This is a genomic window from Candidatus Nitrospira nitrificans, from assembly GCF_001458775.1.
Taxonomy (GTDB): Bacteria; Nitrospirota; Nitrospiria; order Nitrospirales; family Nitrospiraceae; genus Nitrospira_D; species Nitrospira_D nitrificans.
Genome location: NZ_CZPZ01000008.1, coordinates 1 through 21,708 on the forward strand (window position 1 = coordinate 1; position 21,708 = coordinate 21,708).

A 21,708-nucleotide genomic window follows, 5' to 3' on the forward strand; every position below is an offset into this window, starting at 1 on the left:
GCCCGCGCGATGCCGATGCGTTGCCGCTGCCCCCCGCTGAGGGCCACCCCCCGCTCCCCCACCCGGGTGGCATACCCGTCCGGCAACTCCTCCCGCACAAACTCGTCCAGATTGGCGATGCGCGCGGCCTCCCGCACCCGCTCCATGTCGATCTGGTCGGGGAGCACGCCAAAGGCAATATTCGCCGCGAGGCTGTCGTCGGCGACATAGATGTGCTGCGGCACATACCCCAGTTGTTGCTGCCAGGCCGTCACATTCGCCGCCGTGATCGGCAGGCCGTCCACGAGCAGGGAGCCGTGTTGCGGGGCAATCAGCCCCAGAATGAGATCCACGATCGTGGTCTTCCCGGCCCCCGTGCTCCCGACCAACGCGATCGTCGCATTCCGCGGGATCGTCAGCGTGAACTGATCGAGCACCGGCGCGCGCCCCGGGGAGTAGGCGAAGCGAATGTTCCGGAGGACAATCTCCCGCTCAAAGGTCACGCGGCGCCGCGCTCGGGCCCCCGCGGCGGGGCCTCGCGGACGGGGACGCGCGCCGACCCTGTCAGCTGCGCTTCCAGCGCCTCCAAGGAGCTCAGATTGAACCGGATCTGCGTGGCGCTACTGAAGAGCTGCTGAAAGGCCGGCAGCAACCGGTAGGCCGTGAAGGCATAGAGGACCAGCACCGGCATCGCGTCGGTGAACGCTCGGTGCGTCGCCAGCAGATAGAGCACCACCCCGATCATCGAGCCAAACGCGAGGCTTTCGATCGCGTAGCGCGGCACCAGCGTCACAGTGGCGCTGAGCCACTGATTCCTGGCATACACCGCCGACCAGTGCGCAAACCGTTGGGGATAGGCTTGATCTTGGCCCAGAATCTTGAGCTCCTTGATCCCATGCAACATCTCGGTGGCCAGGCGCACCCGTTCGCGGTGGGCGTGTTTACTGGCCGCGCCCAGGCGGGTCACGAAGTGCCGCACCCCGAGAAACACGCCGGTGTAGAGGGTCCCAAGCACCAGCCCGACTGAGAGCGCCAACCAGGGATCGACCCACAGCACCAGCAGCAGGAGGCTGAGGACGATGACCCCTTTGGCCAGCGCCTGGAGGGTCGGCGCGACGATGCCGTTGGTGACGCGGACCACATCCTCCGTGCAGGACACCACCAGGTGTGAGGTATTGTGGTCCAAAAAATAGGCGTAGGGTTGCCGCAAATAGCTCGTGAGGATCCGCCGGGACAGGTGGTGCCCCAGCCGGCTCGCAAACCGCAAGATGGCCGCCGCGGTGGCGAGCGACACGGCGTTACTGAGGAGCAGGAGCCCCAACGCCCCCAGCCCCAAACCGATCAGAAAGCGCTGGGGGGAGTCGAATGCCAGCCCGGTAAACAGCGCGTGCAACCAGCGATTCGTCTCGATCACGGCCGGGTTGGCCACCACGGCCATGAACGGCAAGATCGAGGTCACGCCCGCGACGTCGATGAAGCCGGCCAGCACCATCGCCCCGAGCAGCAGCGCCGCGCGCCGTTGGTCCCGGGTGGTCAAGAGCTGCCGCAGTCGTGTCAGGGGAAGCCCCATGCCTCCGTCTCCATTCAACGTGACCCTGAGTGACGTTAAAGACTGACCCCGGCCCGCCGGTCCGCGAGAGCCGCCGCCCGCCCCGTTCAGCTCGGCCACGGCAAGGACAGTTCAACTCGGTCAGAGTGATAAATACAACAGGACTTGATCGTCATCACAAACTTCTTCTCGCGTGAGAGCAGAAATTCACGCCGCTATTGCGACCTGTGCATCGCAATCAAGAACCCGTTATGGCCTCCTATTCTATTGAGAATACCGTCGGTCTAGTCCTAGTGAATCCCCTCGTCCAATCAATGATGACTTTGAATGGGCATAACCGAAGGGGAGAAGCCTCAGACGACAATGCATGGACCTCGCTTACAGAATGACGCTCGATCGAGCTATCCATGTCTCATACACAGAAGATCGATGACGATACGATCGTAATCACTCACGATAATTCGCCGAATGAGTGAAGGGATAAATCTGGCTACGACCTAGGGGGAATCTGATTTATTCTCTGTCGCGACGTGCTCAAGGGTGGCGCAGCACTGATAAGGAGACGGACCCCGCATAAACAGACGGTCGCCGCGAGCTCACGTTTGATCAGTATCACAAGCCCACCCGCCGGGGGAAGCGATTCCTCGACGAGGTGAATCGCGTCGTGCCGTGAGTGGAGCTGCGGCATAGTGACTCTGTATTTGGCGCGACGGCGGCTGGCGGCGGGAAGCGCGTGGGTAGGTGTATGAGCAGGGGAAATTGGTAGTCCGACAGTGGGCACCCCCCCGAGAAAGACGCTCCCGGATCAGCAGATTCCCATCTGATTACCCATGGGGATCAACCCAGGAATATATTTCTCAACGTACAGGTGAATCAATCAACCTTCCCCAGGACAACGCGCCGATGTAGACTTTCTGGAGGATGTTCAAGAACGAGCTGGTGCATCATCGGCACGACGAAACTCGTGAGAAGGCTCGGCGAGATATGTCGGAGTACAGCGAGATCTTCTGTAACCGTCAGGGAGGGGCAAGCAGCGCCCTTCGATATTTCGCGGAAAGACAATGTGACAGTGGATTCGCCACGCACAGTACGCACTCAAACAGCTTCGTTCCTCGGACCCTCCATATCATATTCTCAGAGCACCAGAGACGATTGTCCCGCAGCAAGCTACGGGAATATCACAAGTTAAACTGCTACTCGCCCCTCGCTGACAGCGTAATCCAACATATAGCTTGGGAGAGAATTTGATGCCACGCCATTGAGAATCACATGGATGGGTCTGTCTGCGCGCAGTGATCCTATCGCCTGTTTGACGGCTTGCTTGGAAGTCAGGTTGGCTCTTACGACAAGAAGGAGAAAATCGCAATGACTTTCCAGCACATTCATCGTAGCTACCGGAAGAATTGGCGGGGCATTTATGAGGACATAGTCAAATTCCTCTCGCAATTGTGACAAGACACGATTGAGTTGACCAGCCCGTAATAGGTCGTTCGAGTCAGCTACAGCTTCGCCGGCCGGCATAATCCAGCATGGGACATCAGTGAAAGCACTCATGGCCTGCTGCACCGGAATGTCACTTCGGAGACAATCAATAAGCCCATATCGTACCGGTGATTCTAGGAAGGCCCTCAATTCCGGATAGACAAAGTCACAATCCAGCACGAGTACACGCCTACCAAAATCTCGCGACAGAGTATACCCGAGATTAATGACGGTCGTGGTTTTCCCTTCGCCTTTGATGGCACTCGTCACAGCAACAACCATCGATCCCCCGGTCGCATTGAGCAACTGCAATCTCGCCGCAGCCACACGATACTGTTCAGCAGCCATAGAGCGAGGGAACAGCTTCGCAACAAATCTCCGGTCGATCTCGTGCGAACTCGACCGTTCGGCTAGCGGTTGGTTGTTCGGTGCGATCTCCGACTGAGACCTCATGGTCAGTCCCAATGAAGGTCTTGGCAGAGCAGGTGCCTGGAAATACCCCGAGGTGCTGGCCGTACGCCACAGCGATGAAAAATCAGGGATGGCTGCCAGCAGTCGAGGGCCTGCGAGCAGAAATTCTACATCTTCTGCGCTTCGGAACTGAGGAGTGAGGTGTTCACGCAAGAGAGACAACCCTGTCCCTAAAACACACCCGAATAGGAACCCCAGTACTAAAACCCTTGGCTTGTTTGGAATAACCGGCTCCCGCGGCAAAGTGGCGCGATCCAGTATGCGATACTTTCCGCCCTTCTGCCGTTTTCCGATGTTTTCTTCAACCCGTGTATGCAACCGCTTATCAAGGAGCATCGCGTAATTGCTCTTCAAATTGTTGTAGTCTCGTTCGAGAACGAGCAACTCCTGTTCAACGGCAGGCGACCTATCGAGACGTCTTTCAAGATCTCTCTTGGTAGTGCGCAGTTGGTCTAGACGTTGGCGGAGAAGAGCTATCTCGGTTCGCTCTTCGCTCTGCTGTTTCAACAGATCCTGAAGGACCGGGTCCAGCGGCGTCGTTTTGTCCACCCGAAGCGCATCCGGACCATATACATTCGTCAACTCCTCTTCAGTTTGCCGAATTTCCTCCTTCGTTAAGATGATCTCGGGATATCCATCCCAAAATTCAGCTCTGAGTTTGACGAGCTTCTCTCGGAGTTCCTTTAGGTGCCGAAATAGTGGATCGGGTTCCATCGAGCGTGTGGTTCCACTCCTAAAATTCGACTGTCCGGTCGTACGATACAGGTGAACCTCTTGATTCAGCGTGCCAAGTTTGTCGGAGTGACGCTGAAGACTCTCGTTCGTGGCGGCGATCTCTGCTTCTACTCGATCCAAGGCCCGAAGGTTTGTGTCCGTCTGCTGAGGAAGGTTACCGAGATGAGACTTCTTGAAGTTACTGATGTTTTCCTCTCTCTTCTCCAGCTCGCGTTTCATCAATCGAAGTTCTTCTTCGAGAAACTCGCCCGTGCCCTCGATCTCTTTCTCACGCTCACTGTTATTCTCCTCAATGAATTTGTCTGCGATTCGGGCAGTCACCTGCCTGGCCGCTTGTGGGTCCCGATCCAGAAAGGAGACCACAAAGCCATCAACCAAGTTCTGCAAACCTTTTCCGCCGGCTGGGTCGATCATGGCCCGCTCAACCTTCGTCATGCCTGCCAACTCAATCCAACTCGCTACCTCACCTTGGCCATTAGATCCATCCCGGCGCAGACTGAGTTCCTTTGCTATCACCTCCAAGAAATCTTGACTGATAATTTGTTTCTGAATAAGAAAGAGCTGCCTCTCGAAATGTTCATCCGCTCTTTCTCCCTTATTGATAACTTGATCGATCCCCTTGCGTTCTTCCACCACGATCAGCGTCTGTGATTGATAGTATTGAGGAGCAATCAGCAAATACCCGATGGCCAAGGTCAAAGAAAAAGCTATCGCACCCGCAATAACCCACTTGTTGCGTGATGCGATGAGTGCATACTCGCGAACGGAAGCCATCCCTGTTTGTTCTACTGAGGCGGTTGACTCAGGATATTGCATGCATACCCTCCGAACAGCTTCCGTTACGGTATTACAGTCTAGCGAGACTCAGATAGAAGACGCACCGCAGAATCGACGACACATCTCTAGACTTACAAGGTACTAACCGGCAATGCCGAAGACTCCGGATCTGAGACGCAGGTTTGGAACATCGGAACGATCTCTTTGAGTCGTTCGAGTAATACACCGGCCGCATCGCCATAACTTGCAGCCTCCAAACCAGACAGCTTTTCTCGAAACTCTTCGAAGTTGAGTTGGCTTACTGTCCGGATCTGCAAGATTTTCTCCAAGGATGATCGCACGGCAACCTCTCCCTCACCGACTAATTCCTCATACAGCTTTTCCCCAGGACGGAGTCCGACGAATCGAATAGGAATATCCTTCCCCGGATTGAGCCCGGACAATCGTATCAGACTCCGAGCAATATCAAGGACTTTGATTTGCTCTCCCATATCCAGGATATAAATGTGGCCTTGCTCGCCGATGGTTGCCGCCTGAAGCACCAACTGAACTGCTTCAGGGATCAGCATAAAGTATCGTCGGATCTCCGGGTGTGTAACAGTGACGGGTCCACCGGCCCTGATTTGTTCCTGGAATCGCAGCAACACACTGCCACTGCTCCCAAGAACATTGCCAAAGCGTACCAGAAGGAAGCGAGTCCGACTAGTCCTTGCAATATCCTGGATAACAAGTTCAGCTACTCGTTTGGTAGCTCCCATCACGCTTGATGGATTGACCGCTTTATCAGTCGAAATATGCACGAATTGCTCGACCCCGTAGAGGCTCGCGGCTTCAGCCGTTACACGTGTGCCGATGCAGTTATTCTTCACGGCCTCCATGGGATTCAGCTCCACGAGAGGCACATGCTTGTGCGCTGCCGCATGAAACAAGATCTGTGGTTTATACTCTTCCAGCACCGAACAGAGCCGCTGGGCATCGGTCACATCACCAATCAACGGGACAACGGGGAAAACAAGTCTTCGATCATCTAATTCTTTATGAATGTTGTACAAACTGTTCTCATGTCGCTCATAGAGCAAGAGCACTTTGGGCTCGAACAAGGCAATTTGACGAGCCAATTCCGACCCAATCGACCCGCCGGCACCGGTAATCAGCACACACTTGCCCCTAACCATCTGTCTCGTCGCTTCCTTGTCAAGATCAATGGGAGCTCTTGACAAAAGGTCCGGGATCGAAACATTGCGGATCTGACTGACGGCACTTTGGTCCGTGAGAAGTTCCTCCTTGGCGGGCAAGGTTTTGATTGATATGTTATACGGCTCCAATGTGATAACGAGGTCTCGCAGAAACTCAGGAGTCGCATTCGGTTCCGCAACCACCACTACTTCCGGTTTGAGCCCTTCTACAAGCTTGGGAAGATCCCGCACTGTGCCCAACACTCTGACTCCATGGATGCGCTGATTAAGAAGACCAGCGTTATCGTCGACAAATCCGATCGGCTGACAGTTGAATATCGTTCGAGTTTTCATCTCCCGAACGACGCGTTCGCCTGAGTCTCCAGCGCCGACGACCAAAACTCTCCGCTTTTTCTGAAAAATCGGTTTATCACGAAGAACGCGAGCGGGCAATCTCACTCCGGCCAGAAGGCCGATGAGCAGGATGGCATCTATGGCAAATATAGAACGCGGGTAACTATAAATCCCCATCACCCAATGAACCCAGCCATAAAATACGACCGTACTTGTTAAGACCCCCCCTATAATATTTTGGAGATCCCACAGACTCGTATACCTCCACAAACCTTCGTTCAGGCCAAACAAGGCAAACGCTACTCCTCGAATGGCCACCAGCGCGAGTACTGTTTGCTCGAAGGTGTGAAGCTCCCCATCGGGGATGCTCCCATCATATCTCAGGGCGAATGCAAAGTAGTTTGCCAGAAGGATCAAACCCACATCAAGAACGACAACAATTGGTTTTCGCCACCTCATAATAAAGGACGACAGACTCGTCCAAGGAGAGGCCAGGGAAGGCTCGACAGCGGCCTTTAGTTCAGGATGTGTGAAAACTACTACCGGAAGCCCAGCAATATGCAGCAATGTTTGTATGATAATGGCGAGATCGAGGCGCAAAGACATATGCCGGATATAGAACTTTGCCAATCGAAGCTTTTCCGGAAGAACTTTAAGCTGATATTCTTCTTCGGGATTTGATGAATACGCGAGGATCGACGCCTCATCGATATATCTCAACGAGGCCAAGTCTGTAATCCCAGGACGGACCGTGAGCACTTCAGAAAACTCAGAACGTAGGCGTTCAACATAACGCGGGACTTCCGGCCTTGGGCCGACAAAGCTCATATCACCGACGAGAACATTCCATAGCTGGGGCAGTTCATCGAGCTTGCATTTCCGTAGTATTCGACCGATTCTCGTAATGCGAGAATCTTGTCCTACTGTAAGAGGCAAGCCGGAACCAGGAGCATCCACAGCCATGGTTCTGAATTTCTGTATGGCGAAGGGACGAAACCCCTGTCCTACTCGAATCTGACGAAAGATCACCGGGCCCTGAGAATCCAGCTTGATCAATACGGAAATGATCGCCAGCAGTGGCGCCGTAAACACCAACCCCAGGGCGGCCATGCAGACGTCAAATGTGCGTTTCATCACCGGCGGTTCCTCTTGATAAGCTCACGAACGGTCTCAATCACACGATTGACCTCGCCCTCCGTCATCTTCGAGTACAACGGCAATGAAACGATCCGTTCGAATGCTCTGCTAGCAACGGGGAAATCCTCAGGTCGGTAGCCTCCCCTGTCCCGATGATAGGGATGCAAATGGAGGGGAATAAAGTGCACGCTGCAGCCGATACCGGCTTGTTGCAGTTGCCGGATGAATTCATCGCGACCGATCTGCAAACGATCCAGATTCAACTGAATGACGTACAGATGCCATGCATGCTGTACATGGGACGCGGCTGGAGGACACATTATCTCGGGGAGATCGTGAAAACCTTCCTGATACAGAGTGGTATAGTGTTCGCGTCCTTTCCAAAAACGTTCACACTTCTTCAATTGAGCCAAACCAAGCGCCGCGGCGATATCCGTCAGATTGTACTTAAAACCAGGCGAGAGTATTTCGTAATACCACGAACCTTGCGCAGAGTAGCGATTCCACGCATCTCGACTGAGACCATGCAAACTCATCATCCGCATGCGAGCCGCCCATTCGGCGTTATTCGTGGTAACCATTCCGCCTTCGCCTGTGGTGATATTCTTCGTCGCGTAGAATGAAAAACACGTGGCATCAGAGATCCCGCCGATCATTTTGCCATGATATCGAGCCGGCAAAGCATGGGCGGCATCTTCGATCACGTATAGATTATGATTCTGTGCGATCGTGTGAATGGGTTTCAGGTCGCACGGATGCCCAGCAAAATGGACAGGAATGATCGCTTTCGTTTTATCTGTGATGGCCTGTTGGATACAATCCGTGTTTAGATTCAGCGTGTCCGGCATGCAATCGATCAGAACTGGTCGAGCTTTGAAGTAGGTCACCACCTCAGCCGTTGCGGCAAAGGTCATTGTCGGGACCAGCACTTCATCCCCCTCGCTCACACCAGCTGCTTCAAGGGCAAGATGGAGGGCGGCCGTACAGGAATTAACTGCGACAGCGTGCTCAGCTCCAACCATTGCGGCAAATTCCCGCTCAAATTCCCGCACCTTGGGCCCCGTTGTCAACCAACCAGAGCGAAGTACCTCCACTACTTCTGATACTTCTTCTTCGCCAACATCAGACCTATGAAAAGGCAAAAATTCTTTCATTCACAGATCTCCTCTTCGGCTAACAAACATGCCCGCCCAGAGCTCTACTTTCCCATAATTCCGGAAAAGCACAACCCACCTTTGGAGGGGCCATGAAGCTGTATCTGTTGAAGAAAAATACCCCAAGGATCAAATGAGATCAATCCTACAACATTAGAAGGCTCAAGGCTATTGAGGAATATTGAATTAGAGTTTTATAATCTCTAAGGGTTGATGTGGCTAAGCGGAGCCACCTTCAGGAAGAACAGATCACCATAGAGTTTCTCTGCCCTGATTACAAATTGTATCGCCATGGGACTGCCGTCGATTGCCAGAAGATTCTCTATTTAAAACATATATTTACATGAGAAAGCTTACGGGGTTTTATTCAGCTAGATTGCAGTATTTCGACGTGCTTTCTTGTAAATAGGCAATCCGGGCTGAACTGGTGGCATTGCGTAGTGTTCTGCAAGAAATCCATGGAGGCTGGAAGGAGATGCAGACCGATCTCGATGCCTAGCTGGCGGAGTACAATCAGCAGCGGCCGCATGAGGGGCGCTAAGGTGCAGGGTGACATCTTGACCTATACAAATGATCGTGCGCACAGCCTTATCGTTTCCACTTCATCAAACACGTTGCGTCCATGATCAACTGCGCCCACGAGTATTGGCAATCTTGTGCCATATCCATCGAGCTTCAAGAGCACTCCGCTCCTTCTGAGTAATAACGTAATGACCACGCGCGCGCAGAATGTAATCCAATAGAGTGTTGACCGGAACAAACCATCCGTTCATTTTGCTCAATCGTTCCATGAGCATCTTAAAACGCTCATTGAGCCTGCCGTTTTCAAGAAATCTGGAGGCAAAATGGGTGTACATAATGCACGCCCCACCTTCCATCGCCAATCTGTCCTGACTTGCCTCGCTTACTGTCACATTGAACGAGTCGACATTCGCCCCTTCCGAGGAGGCAAACCAGTAATTGACGAATGGGCGCGCAGCATCATGATAAGGCATTACCGGGCAAGCCTTGAACGTATTCACGTCTCCAAATACAAAATTCCTGACATACTTGGTTTTCTCTCGGCAGAGATCGCCCCAGAACAGCGGACTTCCTTCAATGTGGCCTTGGGACACGTTGTTATTCCCGCTCCTCTTCAGATTCAACGTATTATAGATAAGCCGGCGAACACCAGAAACACGGGCGCTACCCCAATAAATATTTTCTCGGCAACCAGTATGATTCGCTACCGAATAGGGATCATGCCCGAACAGCTGCCGAAATCTCTCGAGCCCACGAGAGGTCTGCTCTCGAGTGGACGTATGATATGTAGCGTTATGAAACCCGATTTCGAATCCCTGCTCCTTTAGACCAAGGACCGACTTAAGATAGCGCTCGTCTTCACACGTGGTCCCACCCACCTTAGGTATGTCGTCTCCTCGGATAGGCCAGACCGCCTTCGTCGTGCGGAGACCGAGATCACGAAGAAAAGAATACACAACCTCCAACGTCTCAACCGAATCCCCATCAGGATCGTCGAAGATAGTAAACGCAAAATCTTTTCCCTCTGGCCAATCAATCTTTTGGATCATGCATCCACCTGGTTACTCGCGATGAAAGAAGTAGCGCATGGAGAGAGATGCTCGACACCGACAAATCTGCACTTCAGAACATTCTATTTCGGAGACAATTGCTCATGGCTACCTGTAGAACGCTGTTATCGCCTCCACCACCTCGGTCTGTTGTTCGCCAGTCAGCTCGGGATAGATGGGAACCGCGACAGTCTCCTTGGCTGCGCGCTCCGACTCAGGAAAGTCTCCCTCCCGGTAACCTAAGTAGGAAAAACATTCTTGCAGATGGAACGGGACCGGATAGTAAATTTCCGCCCCGATTCCTTTCTGCTTCAAATGGGTCATGAGGGCATCTCGCTGCTCAACTCTGAGCACAAATTGGTTATAAATGTGGTAGTGCTTCGCGCCCGAGTTGCGATAGACAGGCTCTGGCAATTTCACTTTCCCCTTCTGCATGAGGCCGCTCTGCTTAAACAAGCTCTCGTACCGACTGGCGTTCTCCTGCCGTCTTTTGGTCCACCCATCAAGGTAGTTGAGCTTGACGTTTAGAACTGCGGCCTGAATCGTATCGAGACGGAAGTTCCCTCCAATTCGCTTGTGATAATACTTGGGCTTGCTGCCATGGACTCGCAGGACTCGCATCCGCTCGGCGAGATCAGGATCGTTGGTCACGACCATTCCGCCATCGCCCAAGCATCCAAGATTCTTGCTCGGAAAAAACGACAGGCAGCCGATGGTTCCAATGCTGCAGGCTCGTCGCCCGTCGCCATATTCCGAACCAATGGCTTGGGCCGCATCCTCGATGACGCTCAGACTGTGCTGCTTGGCCACATCCATAATCGGGGCCATATCGGCGCATTGTCCGTAAAGATGGACCGGAATAATCGCCTTGCTGTTGGCCGTCAGCGCCGACTTAATTTTTGCAGGATCGAGGTTATAGGTGACGGGATCAATGTCTACAAGCACCGGTTTAGCGCCCAGTCGCACGACTGCTCCGGCCGTGGCAAAGAAGGAATACGGCGTGGTGAGGACCTCATCACCGGGGCCGATACCGAGAGCCATGAGGGCGACCAGCAGGGCGTCGGTCCCGGAGCTCACGCCGATACCATACGTCGTCTGGCAATAGACAGCGACTCGTTCCTCCAACTTACCGACATCCGGACCGAGAATAAAGGCTTGGCTCCGGAACGTCCGCTCCAACGCCGCCATGATTTCCTGCTGGAGCGGTTCGTGATGCGCTTTCAAATCAAGTAATGGAACACCCATGAAGATCTCCTTTCCTAAACTGCCGTCATTCCGGTACGTTCGACGCGGTATTGTTGCCCACAGGTCGGACAGGCGGCTTTCTTACCCTTGACGCGGAGTTTCACCCCGCACAGACACATCCAACCTGTCACCCGTCCGGGATTGCCTACTACGAGTGCGTGATCCGGCACGTCCTTGGTCACCACCGTTCCTGCACCGACGAATGCATATCGCCCGATTGTAATCCCGCACAAAATGGTTGAATTGGCCCCCAGTGTGGTTCCTCGTTTTACAAGCGTCTGCCGCAGCTCGTTCATACGAGGAATCTCGCTTCGAGGATTAAACACGTTTGTAAATACCATTGATGGCCCGCAGAAGACATGGTCTTCAAGTGTGACGCCTTCATATACGGACACGTTATTTTGAATTTTGACTCCATGGCCCACGGTAACACGGGGACCGACGACAACATTCTGCCCGATTTTGCAGTTCTTCCCGATACGCGATCCTTTGAGGATATGAGACGTGTGCCAAATACTCGTTCCCTCGCCTATTTCCACCGCTTCGTCAACGAAGGCCGATTCATGGGCAAAGTAATGTCTATCTGGCTTCGAGGCAGCTGTTGTCCTGGGCTGACCGGACTTCTGTTCCAGCGCCTCTTGGCATCGCTGCAACACGGACAGTACCCGCAACCCTTCCTCCCCGTCCGTTCTCGGCTTGGTGCGCGTTGCCACACAGTCCAGGAAATGCAGGCATTCAGCTCGCAGGGGCTCTCCCTGTTCCAGTTCAACAGTCTGGGCGTCCGCTTTGTTCGCGATTGGGAGATTGTCCTTCCAGTCGATGGAATGAGGATAGAGAAACAGCTTGTCCTTTTTCTCCAGATCGTCGAACACCGCCATCTTTCGGTCGCCTACCACGATCAGTTTCTGTTCCTTGAAGGGATGCAGCCAGGAAACGAAGATATGGGCCTTCACTCCACTTGGGAACGACAGCAGACTGATAGTCACGTCGGCGATATGCTGATGGAGGTAGTTCCCACCTTGGGCGAGGACTCCATCGGGAGTTTCATTGAGCAGCCCCAGGATGACGGAGATATCGTGGGGCGCAAAGCTCCAGAGAATATTCTCTTCCCGGCGGATCTTACCCAGATTCAATCGGTTTGAATAGATGTACTGAATGTGGCCCAATTCTCCCGTCCGGATCAATTCCTTCAGTTTCAGCACGGCAGGGTGATACCAGAGGAGATGTCCGACCATGAGAATGCGATTATTCTTCTTAGCCAAGGCAACGAGCTCGGCGCCCTCGTGGACTGACAGACAGAGCGGCTTCTCTACAAAGACGTCTTTACCGGCCAGCAAGGCCTCCCGTACCGAATCTGCGTGTCCCTCGGCTGGTGTGGCAATTGCCACGGCCTCTATCGTCTCATCACACAGCACCTCCGAATAGGCTCGGACCAGCTTCACACCTGGATGCTGCGTGCCAAACGACGCTAACCGTTCGGCATCATTGTCACAGATGGCAGCGAGCGCTCCCAAGCCGGCAAAGTTACGCACCAGGTTCTTCCCCCAATAGCCGGCTCCCACGACAGCCACGTGAACCTTGCGATGTTCACGTTGATCAGATTCATTACTCATCACATCTCCCCCCCTCTCCCAACGCATAAACCGTCTTAGACCACTCAAACGCTGTCCGGCTTCCTAAAGACTCGGTCGGCGAATTTCAACGAGACTCGGCACCCGTTGCGCTTTTGGTTGGCGCATGGTTCACATTAGACGCCTGCGCACCTTGCAGGAAACCCCACAGAAAACCAATCGCGTAGGCAATGTGCAGCGTGGCGGCTGCCACAGGAAACAGAAAACCGACCTTCCACCCTGCCCGACGAGACAGATGAAGCCCGACGCCACAAAGTATAAGTACGTAGACACAGGGACCCGCCAGCATGAGAAGGCGCCAGCCTTCCGGAACAATCACGGCGAGTGCGAACGAAACGACCAGACCGATCAGAAATATGAGCGGGACGAGATGGCGAAACGACGCAGGCATCCGATGTTTCTTAATGACGGCAACCCGCCAATATCCATACTCGAAATATTGGCGAAACAGCGATGAAATCGTCTCTCTCACGAAGTACGTTGAACGGGCGCGTGGAGAAAGAAAAACCTTCCCGCCTTGTTTTGTGAGACGATAATTGAGCTCATCATCCTGATTACGCACCAACATTTCATCGTAGAGCCCGATCGTTTCAAAGACTTCCTTGCGAAACACCGGATAACAGGCCCCTTCGGCATAGCCTTCATAGTTAGGATGCCGATGCTTGGCATTGCCTATCCCCACGGGATGAGACATCGCGGCAGCAACAGCTCGACCAAACACGCTTCGGCCGGCGCTATGAATCGGTCCCCCAGCACAAGAGACCTCAGGGTGTTCATCGAGCAGTTCAACGCAGGTCCGTAAGTAATCGGCGGCATACTCGCAGTGTGCCCCCAAGATGGCGATGTATTTTCCACGCGCCTCACGAATGCCGGCATTCATCGCACAGGGAGTGACACGGCGGGGATTATCCACCACCCGCAACTCAGGATGCTCTTTGGCAAGCCGCTGCAAAATCTCTCGGGTGCCGTCGTCCGACAGGCCATCTGCGACAAGAACTTCCATGCCCCCTGAAGGACGCTCCTGAGCAAGGATTGAGCGTACGCAGGTCTCAATGTGTCGAGATTCGTTTCGACAGGGAATGATCACGGAAAGCATAGGAACCTCTTTGTCGCCCCCTCAATTCTAGAGATTGGGAGAATAGTGCCAAAGATCCTGCGATATCTAAGACAATAACAGGGGCGCTGACCGTGGTAGGTTCAAGCGGTGCGCGCAACGCTGGTCTCCAATATAGCCGCTGGGGTTTGAAATCCCAACGTCTTTCGCGGACGCTGATTCAATCGTAAGGCAATCCGGTCTAAGTCTACCTGGGAGTACTGTGACAGGGTGGTGCCTTTCGGGAAATACTGACGGAGCAAGCGGTTCGTGTTTTCGTTGGTGCCGCGCTGCCACGGACTTTGCGGATCACAAAATAGACGTCCACCTTGGTCGCAAGTGTCAATTGTTTGTGCTGGACCAATTCCATCCCGCGATCCCAGGTGAGCGACCAACACAATACGGCGGGCAGGTGTCGGATCTGTGCGCACAACGCCGTCACGACGCTAACCGTGTCTTTTCAGGGCACCTTCACCAGCATCGTGAAGCGTGACCGCCGTTCCACCAGGGTAACCAGGTGCGTATTCTGAGCCCCAGCGATCAGATCCCCTTCCCAATGACCGGGAATCGCGCGGTCTTCTACGACCTCCCGCTTAAACTCTCGTGTAAACTTGCGTCGCTCCATGACCTACCTCCGGTTTCACTCATACACCTAACTCGGTGTCTTTGAAACCGGCAGCAGCTCAGAACCGGAGAAGGCATCGGACTACAGAAACTACGTCTAATCCAAAAGTTCTCGTACTGTACTACCCTTGCAGAAGGGTAAATGGAAAACTTTATGGAACACCTTAGCAAGCACCCCAGCCGTTTGACAGAATTACCTCAATTCAAAGAGGCTCTTTACGGATGAGCCCCAAATAGTGAGTATTAAACACCTTGAGTCTTTCGAGCAGACAACATAGCAGCCAGGAATACGGAGCAACAGCACGGGCTACGGGCAATGCCAGATTAATCCGTCGAAGCTCAACCTGACACCGGGGGAACAGCTGGCAGATCTCCTTTCTGGTGACACCTCTGACGTCGCTATTTCGAGGATCTCGAAAGAAGAAATCATGCCAGATGATAAAGCCATCATCCCTAAGAACACGTAACATTTCAGAAGCAACCTTCCGTTTTATGTTTGGATCAAGGATAGATGAAAACACAGTGAATTGCATAATCACATCGAAAGACTGATCGGAAAATCCAAGTTGCTCGGCATTGCCACGTTCAAATCGGACTTTTGCTGGACACGCTTGTCTAGCAGCATCAATGCGCCAATCCAGGAGATCTATACCCGCCAGATTCTCCGGCATCGCACCGAGCTCTAGAAACTCTCGAATCCAATAACCAGAACCGCACCCGATATCAAGAATACCCTTTTCTTCAAGGGAATCAATGCCGTTTTCTTTTAACAGGTCAAGAAGTGCGCGTTCCAGCTCCTGAACCCAGAATAGCTGTCCGCTATTCCACAAGGAATAAAGCCGACCTTTTTCTCGCCGCCGTCTCTCGTACACATCCTGAATTCGACTTTCTTCTTCCAGCATAGCCTTCCTCAACCAACGTATCTGCATACTGTCATGCGTTACACATTCCAGGAATCCACCTAACGCTCCTTTGATTCGCCATCGCTCAGTGGCGTCGGTGAAGCCAGGCTCTCACTTACCACACTGCCCGATTTCCGAGGCCCCCTTTACCTGCTTTCTTGCCAGGTATCCCTTGTACAAACCGTTGCGGCACACGCTGCAACGTACTATGTCGCCACGAACGGGAGCAATAGTAATCCTGAGTAATCCTGGCACAATCTCTCGGCCATAGCAGACCATCACCTATGCGGTGTTTAAGATGGTTGCTGGCAATACTGTAAGCTCCCCAGTCAAGTAGACACTGCCAAGGGAGAACTTTGGGCTGCCAGAACGTTCTCTTTTGGTCCGTCTCGACCTATGGGGAGCCTATCCTATAAGAAGATCCCACTCATCTGACCTATCGCGGTGGCAAGAAAGCTGGCCGGGTGTCTTCCTCAGCATACATTGGCTACAATTACGAGCTGTTCCCAACAGCGCGTGAAATTCATCTTTGAAATCCTTCTTTATTTTTTCAACGACTTCTATACAATAAGACAGCCATCGCCACGGCCCGCTATTTGCTTGTAGGAATACACCATACCTGACTTGAGGAACGATAGATCACGAGCACGTCTTAACCGTTTGCGGACAACTAAGGAGTCCGATATTATGCAGATCGCTCTCAAACAAACAATCTGTGCCACCCTTGTTGTTGTCACTACCCTTTTGCTGCCCGTCACCGGCCAAGCGGCAACGTACTATGTCGCCACAAACGGGAGCAACGGTAACCCCGGCACTAGCACTAAGCCCTGGCAGACCATCGCCCATGCGGTGAAACAAATGACTGCGGGCGATACGACCTATGTCCGGAAGGGAACATACAAAGAAAAGCTGATCCAATTCGGGAGATCCGGCACTTCCTCAGCTCCAATTAAGCTTCTCAGTGCTCCCGGTGAGTTCCCTATTATTGACTTTACTGACAAGGCATCCAGCAAGATGATACTTTTTCAGAACTTTTCTGGTACTAGGTACCCGATGGGTTGGATCACGATCGAGGGGTTTGAGATAAAGAATGGTTATAATGGGATCAAGATGCATAACGGCCAAGATCTCACAATCCGGCGCAATTGGATTCACGACAGTCGTAATAGTGGGATTTTGGGCAATGGCGTAAGAGTCCTGATTGATCGTAACCGGATCAACCACAATGCGTACGGAACCGGTTCCAACCCAGGAGGTCATGGCATATACGCAAACGGCACAGCCTTCACAATTACCAACAACCTCATTTACGATAACTGGACCTACGGCATCCAACAGAATGGCTCCACTAGCTCGCTCTATAGATCCACATATCACCCAAGTCCTGAGTTTGCAGTATCGGCTAACTGGATCGTCGCTAATAATACTATTGCGTACAATAAGAATTCGGCCGGCATGGTCGTGTGGGGCTCCACATGCAACAGGGCACGGATTGAGAACAATGTTTTCTACGAGAACGCGGTCAACGGTCTGTCGACCTCTTCACAGGGGATTAATTTTATATCGACAACCTGTACAGGGATTACAATCAGAAACAACCTTGCCTATGCGAGTGGGTCCGGCGGTGTGAAGTTCCTCGGGACTGCAGCAAGGGAAGGAACCCACTACACGCAGTCCGGCAACATCGTGAATACGATCAATCCAAGATTCGTCAACGCCCCGGCCACACTTCCGTCGTCGCCGAATTTCTCCCTGGCCTCAGGGAGCCCAGCCATCGACAGGGGCCTGCCCCTGGCCCTCGCCCCGACCAAAATATCGTATCCCGGCACGACTCGGCCTAAAGGCAGCACTCATGATGTTGGTGCTTATGAATACAGTTCAAACGCCACTCAATCATTTCTTACAGCGCCAACTTCGGCCCAAAGTAACTGAAGATCCGTTCCGTCCTCAATAAGGCGTTCCAGGCATCTGGCCTGTGAGTGGATGAGGGATAACTCTCTCATTCAAGTACCGTCCCTGCGTTCCCCTGCCTTTTTGACTGAGGAACGCAGGGACCCACACCAAGATCGAATACTCCCTGTGCTATATCTCCCGGTCTTCTCAACAAAAAGCGCTTTCAACAGCAGACCTAATTGGCTGGAAAAACTTAACTCGCCGGAGAATACGGACAATCCTGCTCTTCCTAAACCGAACCCATACCGTTCCCCCCTTTCGCAATGACCGCTGAAACTGACTTTCCTCGGCACATTCTTGAACCGGCGTCCCCGGCACACAGACGGCGAAAGAACTGCACGTTCCGCAGGGAACGCCGTGTTTCGGCTGGTGACAGAACCATAATTTTTCGAGGACCTCAATAAATCCGTGCTTTCTGGCAAGATCTTGCATCTGCGTTTTGGAGCATTCAAGAAGCGGGAACTCGAATCGAGCGAAGAGTTGTTCATCGCCGAGGATCACTGAATTGTAATGCCGTCGGTGCAGAGGGCTCTTGCCTGTTACCATCGGCACTAAATTCATAGGCGCCGATATCGTAGGTGTGTCCTCGAGGTCGAGGAGTCCCATCGAACGATGTTCTGATCGCAGCAAGGAGCAACCCCGCATCAATGGCCGGGCTTCGTTGGGTCAGGGCGAAGTTCGGCGACGCCGGAAGTGTGGCTGGAGCATTAACGAATGCTGGTGCACTGACGTTGATGATATTATTAGCTTGAATGTAGTGCACGCCTTCAGTCGCACCAGATCCAAAGGCCGCCGTACCCCCGCTACCGCTGGCGTAGAAGAGATTATTCCTAACCACTACCCCAGTACAAGTGGTGGAAGTGAAGTGCACTCCTTGTGTCGCATCCGAATTTGTGGCTGCATTCTCATAGAAAATGTTGTTCTCAATCCGTGCGTTGTTACAGGAAAAGCCCCACACAACCAGGCCAGCCCCTCTGCGGTTGTAGGCGAGTGTGTTGTTGGCAATCAGCCAATTCTCTGATACTGCGTATTCCGGCCCTGGGTCAGTGGTAGGGTTGTACGTTGAGCTTGCCGTGGACCCATTGAGTTGAATGCCGAAAGTCAGGTTATCGTAAATGATGTTATTCGTGACTGTGACGGCTGTCCCATGGAAATAGATGCCATGGCCTCCCGGCCGACAGGGAGATGTGCCAGCCTCACACCCCTCAATATTGGCATTGTGGTTGATGATGTTCCGATCAAACAGCACCCTGGTACCATTCCCAAGAATTCCGCTTCCAGGTTTATTGTGGTGAATCCAATTTCGCTGAATGGTGAGGTCATGACCGCTGATGATCTTGATCCCATTGTAGCAATTCCGGATCTCAAACCCCTCAACTGTGATCCAGCCCATGGGATTCAAAGGACCAGACGGATGTTGAATAAGAATCCTATGAAGTTTTGACGCGTCAATACAATCGATGATTGGCGATTCGCCCGGAGCATTGCGAAGCTTAATGGGCGCCAACTGGGTACCAGACTTTCCGAAGCGGATGATCTCTTCTTTGTAGGTTCCACCCCGGACATAGGTCGTATCCCCTGCGACCATGATGGCGACCGCATAGGCGACCGTCCGCCACGGTTGTGTTTCTGTGCCAGGATTGCCGTCACTGCCGGTCGTGGCGACATAGTAGGTCGCTGCAGGAGCCCCCACGTCTTGCAAGAGGATACTGCTAAAAATGCAGACACCGATTATTGCTTGGTTGAATCGATCCATATCGAGGCTCCTCTGGAATAGTCCGCAACAGGCTGAGGGGACCGTATGTCGTGAGTATTTCCAGAACTATGTCAATAGCATAGGTTAAGGCAACCATTGTGCCAAAGAGACCGTTCGCTAGTGGCTTGAGAATAAAGAAACAATCTCAACAATGAGTTCAAACTGGTTCAAAACTGTTCACAGGCTATGGGTGTTATGGGTCAGAAATGTAAGTTTTCGGTAGTGACGCGGCTATAAGCTCCCCTAGATTAGGACAGTGATAAGGAGAACGTTCTGACACCCTACCGAGGAGATTTCCATACTCCAGTCAAAGTTCACCGAGGCGGAGATTGTGTTGACGAGAGACCGATGCCGACCGGCCCGTCAACAAGATCCGGCGGCAATACGGTATCATCTCCACGTACAAGTGGAGAGCCAAGTACGGGAGCAGGAGGCATCCGATGTGAAGCGGCTGAAGGAAGTGGAAAATGAGAACGGCGTCTGAAGTGGATGTATGCGGATCTGTCGCTGGATAATGCGGCACTCAAGGATGTGACGTCTCCCCCTGACAACGGCGTCAAATCAAAACTAGAGTACGATACCGGCTTCGACGGTCCTCGACGAAAGACTGCTTCCTCGATCCCCGCTTGATTCTCTGAAAAACAGATCGTCGGACGTCATGGTATCGGAAGAGTCGGGACAAAGATCAGACGGCCCTTCGGTTCCGCATCCGCAATCTCGAGCAGGTCCGCCCCCGTTTGGCTACAAACGGATAGGACAGAATTCTAATCCTGTGCTTTTGGAGACGGGCCCTATCGCCGTGGCGTGCAGCTCGACTTCATCTGACTAGGGCCTGTTCACACTACCGTACGCCATCCACGATCAAGGCGAAGGTGATGAACGCGACGAACATGACATCGAGTTTGTCAAACCGCGAGAAGAGGCGCCGAAATCCTTTGAGCCGGCGGAACACCCGTTCGATCTCATTGCGGCGTCTAAGAGGTGGCTCCGGTTGGTTGGACAGCTTCTGCCAGTTCTTAAGTGGTGCCTGGCGGAATGCTGACGACGCAGCGGGTCTGCCGTGTCGTCCGATTGTCATAATGCCCCTGGTCAGGCGTCTGGCCATCAAGCGCCTGATGCGGTCGGGTCCGGTTGTAGAACAGCAGATAGCGCTCCAGCCCTTGATGTGCCGTGCTGACGGTCTCATACGCGTGCAGGTAGACCTCCTCGTATTTAATGCTTCTCCACAACCGTTCCACAAAGACGTTATCCCGCCAGCAGCCTTTGCCGTCCATGCTGATCTGAATCCCCTAGTCTTTCAATAGTCCCGTGAATTCCTGGCGGGTGAACTGACACCCTTGGTCGGTGTTGAAAATCTCGGGGCAGCCATACTGCGTGATCGCTTCCCGCACGGCATCGAGGCAGAACTCCGTGGTCAGCAACTGGGCGAGTCGCCCAGTCGAGCACTGCGAAGAGATACACAAAGCCCCGGCGCATCGGAATATAGGTGCTATCGGCGGCCCAGACCTGATTGGGGCGTGCGGTCGCGCAAGAGATAGGGAGAAACCTGCTGGGCCGGATGTCGCTGACTGAGATGTGGTTTTTGATACAGGGCCTCAATCCCCATGCGGCGCATCAGAGTGGCCACCTGGCGTCGACCAATGGCGCGGCCCTCTTGCCTGAGGAGCTCGTGGTCGAGCGGGCCAGCTTCAGGAGTTGGCCTTGCCGCACGACTGGCAAGAGATGCGTGCGATCGATCATCGCTTTGCGCTCAGCAAGCCGGCCTTGGTGAGCGCCCCTTCTAAACGATCATTCTCCAACGCCAGTTGGCCGATCTTCGCATGCAGGGTCTTGAGATCCGGCGTCTCTGAGGGAGCCTTCGTTCCGCCGAACACGTCTGCGGCTCGCGCCAACAACTGCTGCTTCCATTCGGTGATCTGAGTGGGGTGGACGCTGAATTGTTCAGCCAATTCAGCCAGCGTCTTATCACCTTTGACGGCTGCCAAGGCCCCCTGCGCCTTGAAGGTCGCTCCGTGATTCCGTCTCGTTCGCTTCATCGCCTCGCTCCTTTGGTACGCCACCGCGCGGTGGCGTTTGTGAAGCCAGGCTACCACTTAGCATACTGTCCGATTTTCAAGATC

General features: G+C 53.3%; 13 protein-coding genes and 3 pseudogenes. 2 read left to right on the top strand and 14 right to left on the bottom strand.

Annotated features, from left to right (window positions below; all coding sequences use genetic code 11):
* From COMA2_RS06030 to COMA2_RS06080, 11 genes and pseudogenes are all read right to left on the bottom strand, one after another.
* On the bottom strand, positions 1-482 hold a 482-nt coding region (locus COMA2_RS06030), incomplete at its 3' end, for an ATP-binding cassette domain-containing protein (protein WP_139077107.1).
* Positions 479-1,549: an ABC transporter transmembrane domain-containing protein gene (locus tag COMA2_RS06035; RefSeq protein ID WP_090895572.1), complete on the bottom strand. Its 1,071-nt coding sequence runs from the start codon at positions 1,547-1,549 to the stop codon at positions 479-481. The genes COMA2_RS06035 and COMA2_RS06030, both read right to left, overlap by 4 nt.
* Before the next feature lie 1,164 nt (positions 1,550-2,713).
* Positions 2,714-5,032, bottom strand: a complete 2,319-nt coding sequence (locus COMA2_RS06040; RefSeq protein ID WP_090895573.1) for a GumC family protein — start codon at positions 5,030-5,032, stop codon at positions 2,714-2,716.
* Positions 5,033-5,124: 92 nt separating this feature from the next.
* Entirely contained in the window at positions 5,125-7,656 is a 2,532-nt protein-coding gene (locus tag COMA2_RS06045; protein WP_090895575.1) for a polysaccharide biosynthesis protein, read from the bottom strand.
* Complete coding sequence (locus tag COMA2_RS06050; RefSeq protein ID WP_090895577.1) at positions 7,656-8,813, bottom strand: DegT/DnrJ/EryC1/StrS family aminotransferase; 1,158 nt, start codon at positions 8,811-8,813, stop codon at positions 7,656-7,658. The genes COMA2_RS06045 and COMA2_RS06050 overlap by 1 nt, the downstream gene beginning before the upstream one ends.
* A gap of 626 nt (positions 8,814-9,439) precedes the next feature.
* Positions 9,440-9,928: a hypothetical protein gene (locus tag COMA2_RS19715; protein ID WP_139077109.1), complete on the bottom strand. Its 489-nt coding sequence runs from the start codon at positions 9,926-9,928 to the stop codon at positions 9,440-9,442.
* A 564-nt stretch (positions 9,929-10,492) separates the two neighbouring features.
* Positions 10,493-11,629 carry a DegT/DnrJ/EryC1/StrS family aminotransferase gene (locus COMA2_RS06060; RefSeq protein WP_090895580.1) on the bottom strand — a complete coding sequence of 379 codons (1,137 nt, stop codon included), beginning with the start codon at positions 11,627-11,629 and terminating at the stop codon, positions 10,493-10,495.
* 14 nt (positions 11,630-11,643) lie between these two features.
* Entirely contained in the window at positions 11,644-13,242 is a 1,599-nt protein-coding gene (locus COMA2_RS20890; RefSeq protein ID WP_090895582.1) for a Gfo/Idh/MocA family oxidoreductase, read from the bottom strand.
* A gap of 85 nt (positions 13,243-13,327) precedes the next feature.
* Positions 13,328-14,356 carry a glycosyltransferase family 2 protein gene (locus tag COMA2_RS06070; protein WP_090895584.1) on the bottom strand — a complete coding sequence of 343 codons (1,029 nt, stop codon included), beginning with the start codon at positions 14,354-14,356 and terminating at the stop codon, positions 13,328-13,330.
* Positions 14,357-14,457: 101 nt separating this feature from the next.
* Positions 14,458-14,936: pseudogene (locus COMA2_RS06075) on the bottom strand (IS30 family transposase); the annotation flags it as partial.
* Between the two features lie 244 nt (positions 14,937-15,180).
* Positions 15,181-15,879, bottom strand: a complete 699-nt coding sequence (locus COMA2_RS06080) for a class I SAM-dependent methyltransferase (RefSeq protein WP_175304421.1) — start codon at positions 15,877-15,879, stop codon at positions 15,181-15,183.
* A 687-nt stretch (positions 15,880-16,566) separates the two neighbouring features.
* On the opposite strand from COMA2_RS06080, the gene COMA2_RS06085 reads away from it, so the two are divergent.
* A complete protein-coding gene (locus tag COMA2_RS06085; protein WP_090895590.1) occupies positions 16,567-17,811 on the top strand; it encodes a right-handed parallel beta-helix repeat-containing protein in 1,245 nt (414 codons plus the stop codon).
* Positions 17,812-18,316: 505 nt separating this feature from the next.
* Here COMA2_RS06085 and COMA2_RS06090 read toward each other — a convergent pair.
* Entirely contained in the window at positions 18,317-19,588 is a 1,272-nt protein-coding gene (locus tag COMA2_RS06090; RefSeq protein ID WP_090895591.1) for a right-handed parallel beta-helix repeat-containing protein, read from the bottom strand.
* A 331-nt stretch (positions 19,589-19,919) separates the two neighbouring features.
* Here COMA2_RS06090 and COMA2_RS20080 point away from each other — a divergent pair, with 331 nt between their 5' ends.
* Positions 19,920-20,072: a hypothetical protein gene (locus tag COMA2_RS20080; RefSeq protein WP_175304422.1), complete on the top strand. Its 153-nt coding sequence runs from the start codon at positions 19,920-19,922 to the stop codon at positions 20,070-20,072.
* Positions 20,073-20,429: 357 nt separating this feature from the next.
* Here COMA2_RS20080 and COMA2_RS19720 read toward each other — a convergent pair.
* Both COMA2_RS19720 and COMA2_RS06095 read right to left on the bottom strand, forming a co-directional pair.
* Positions 20,430-20,564, bottom strand: a pseudogene (locus COMA2_RS19720) (IS5-like element ISCARN85 family transposase); the annotation flags it as partial.
* 40 nt (positions 20,565-20,604) lie between these two features.
* Positions 20,605-21,624 (bottom strand): annotated as a pseudogene (locus tag COMA2_RS06095) (IS3 family transposase).
* Positions 21,625-21,708 lie beyond the last annotated feature (84 nt).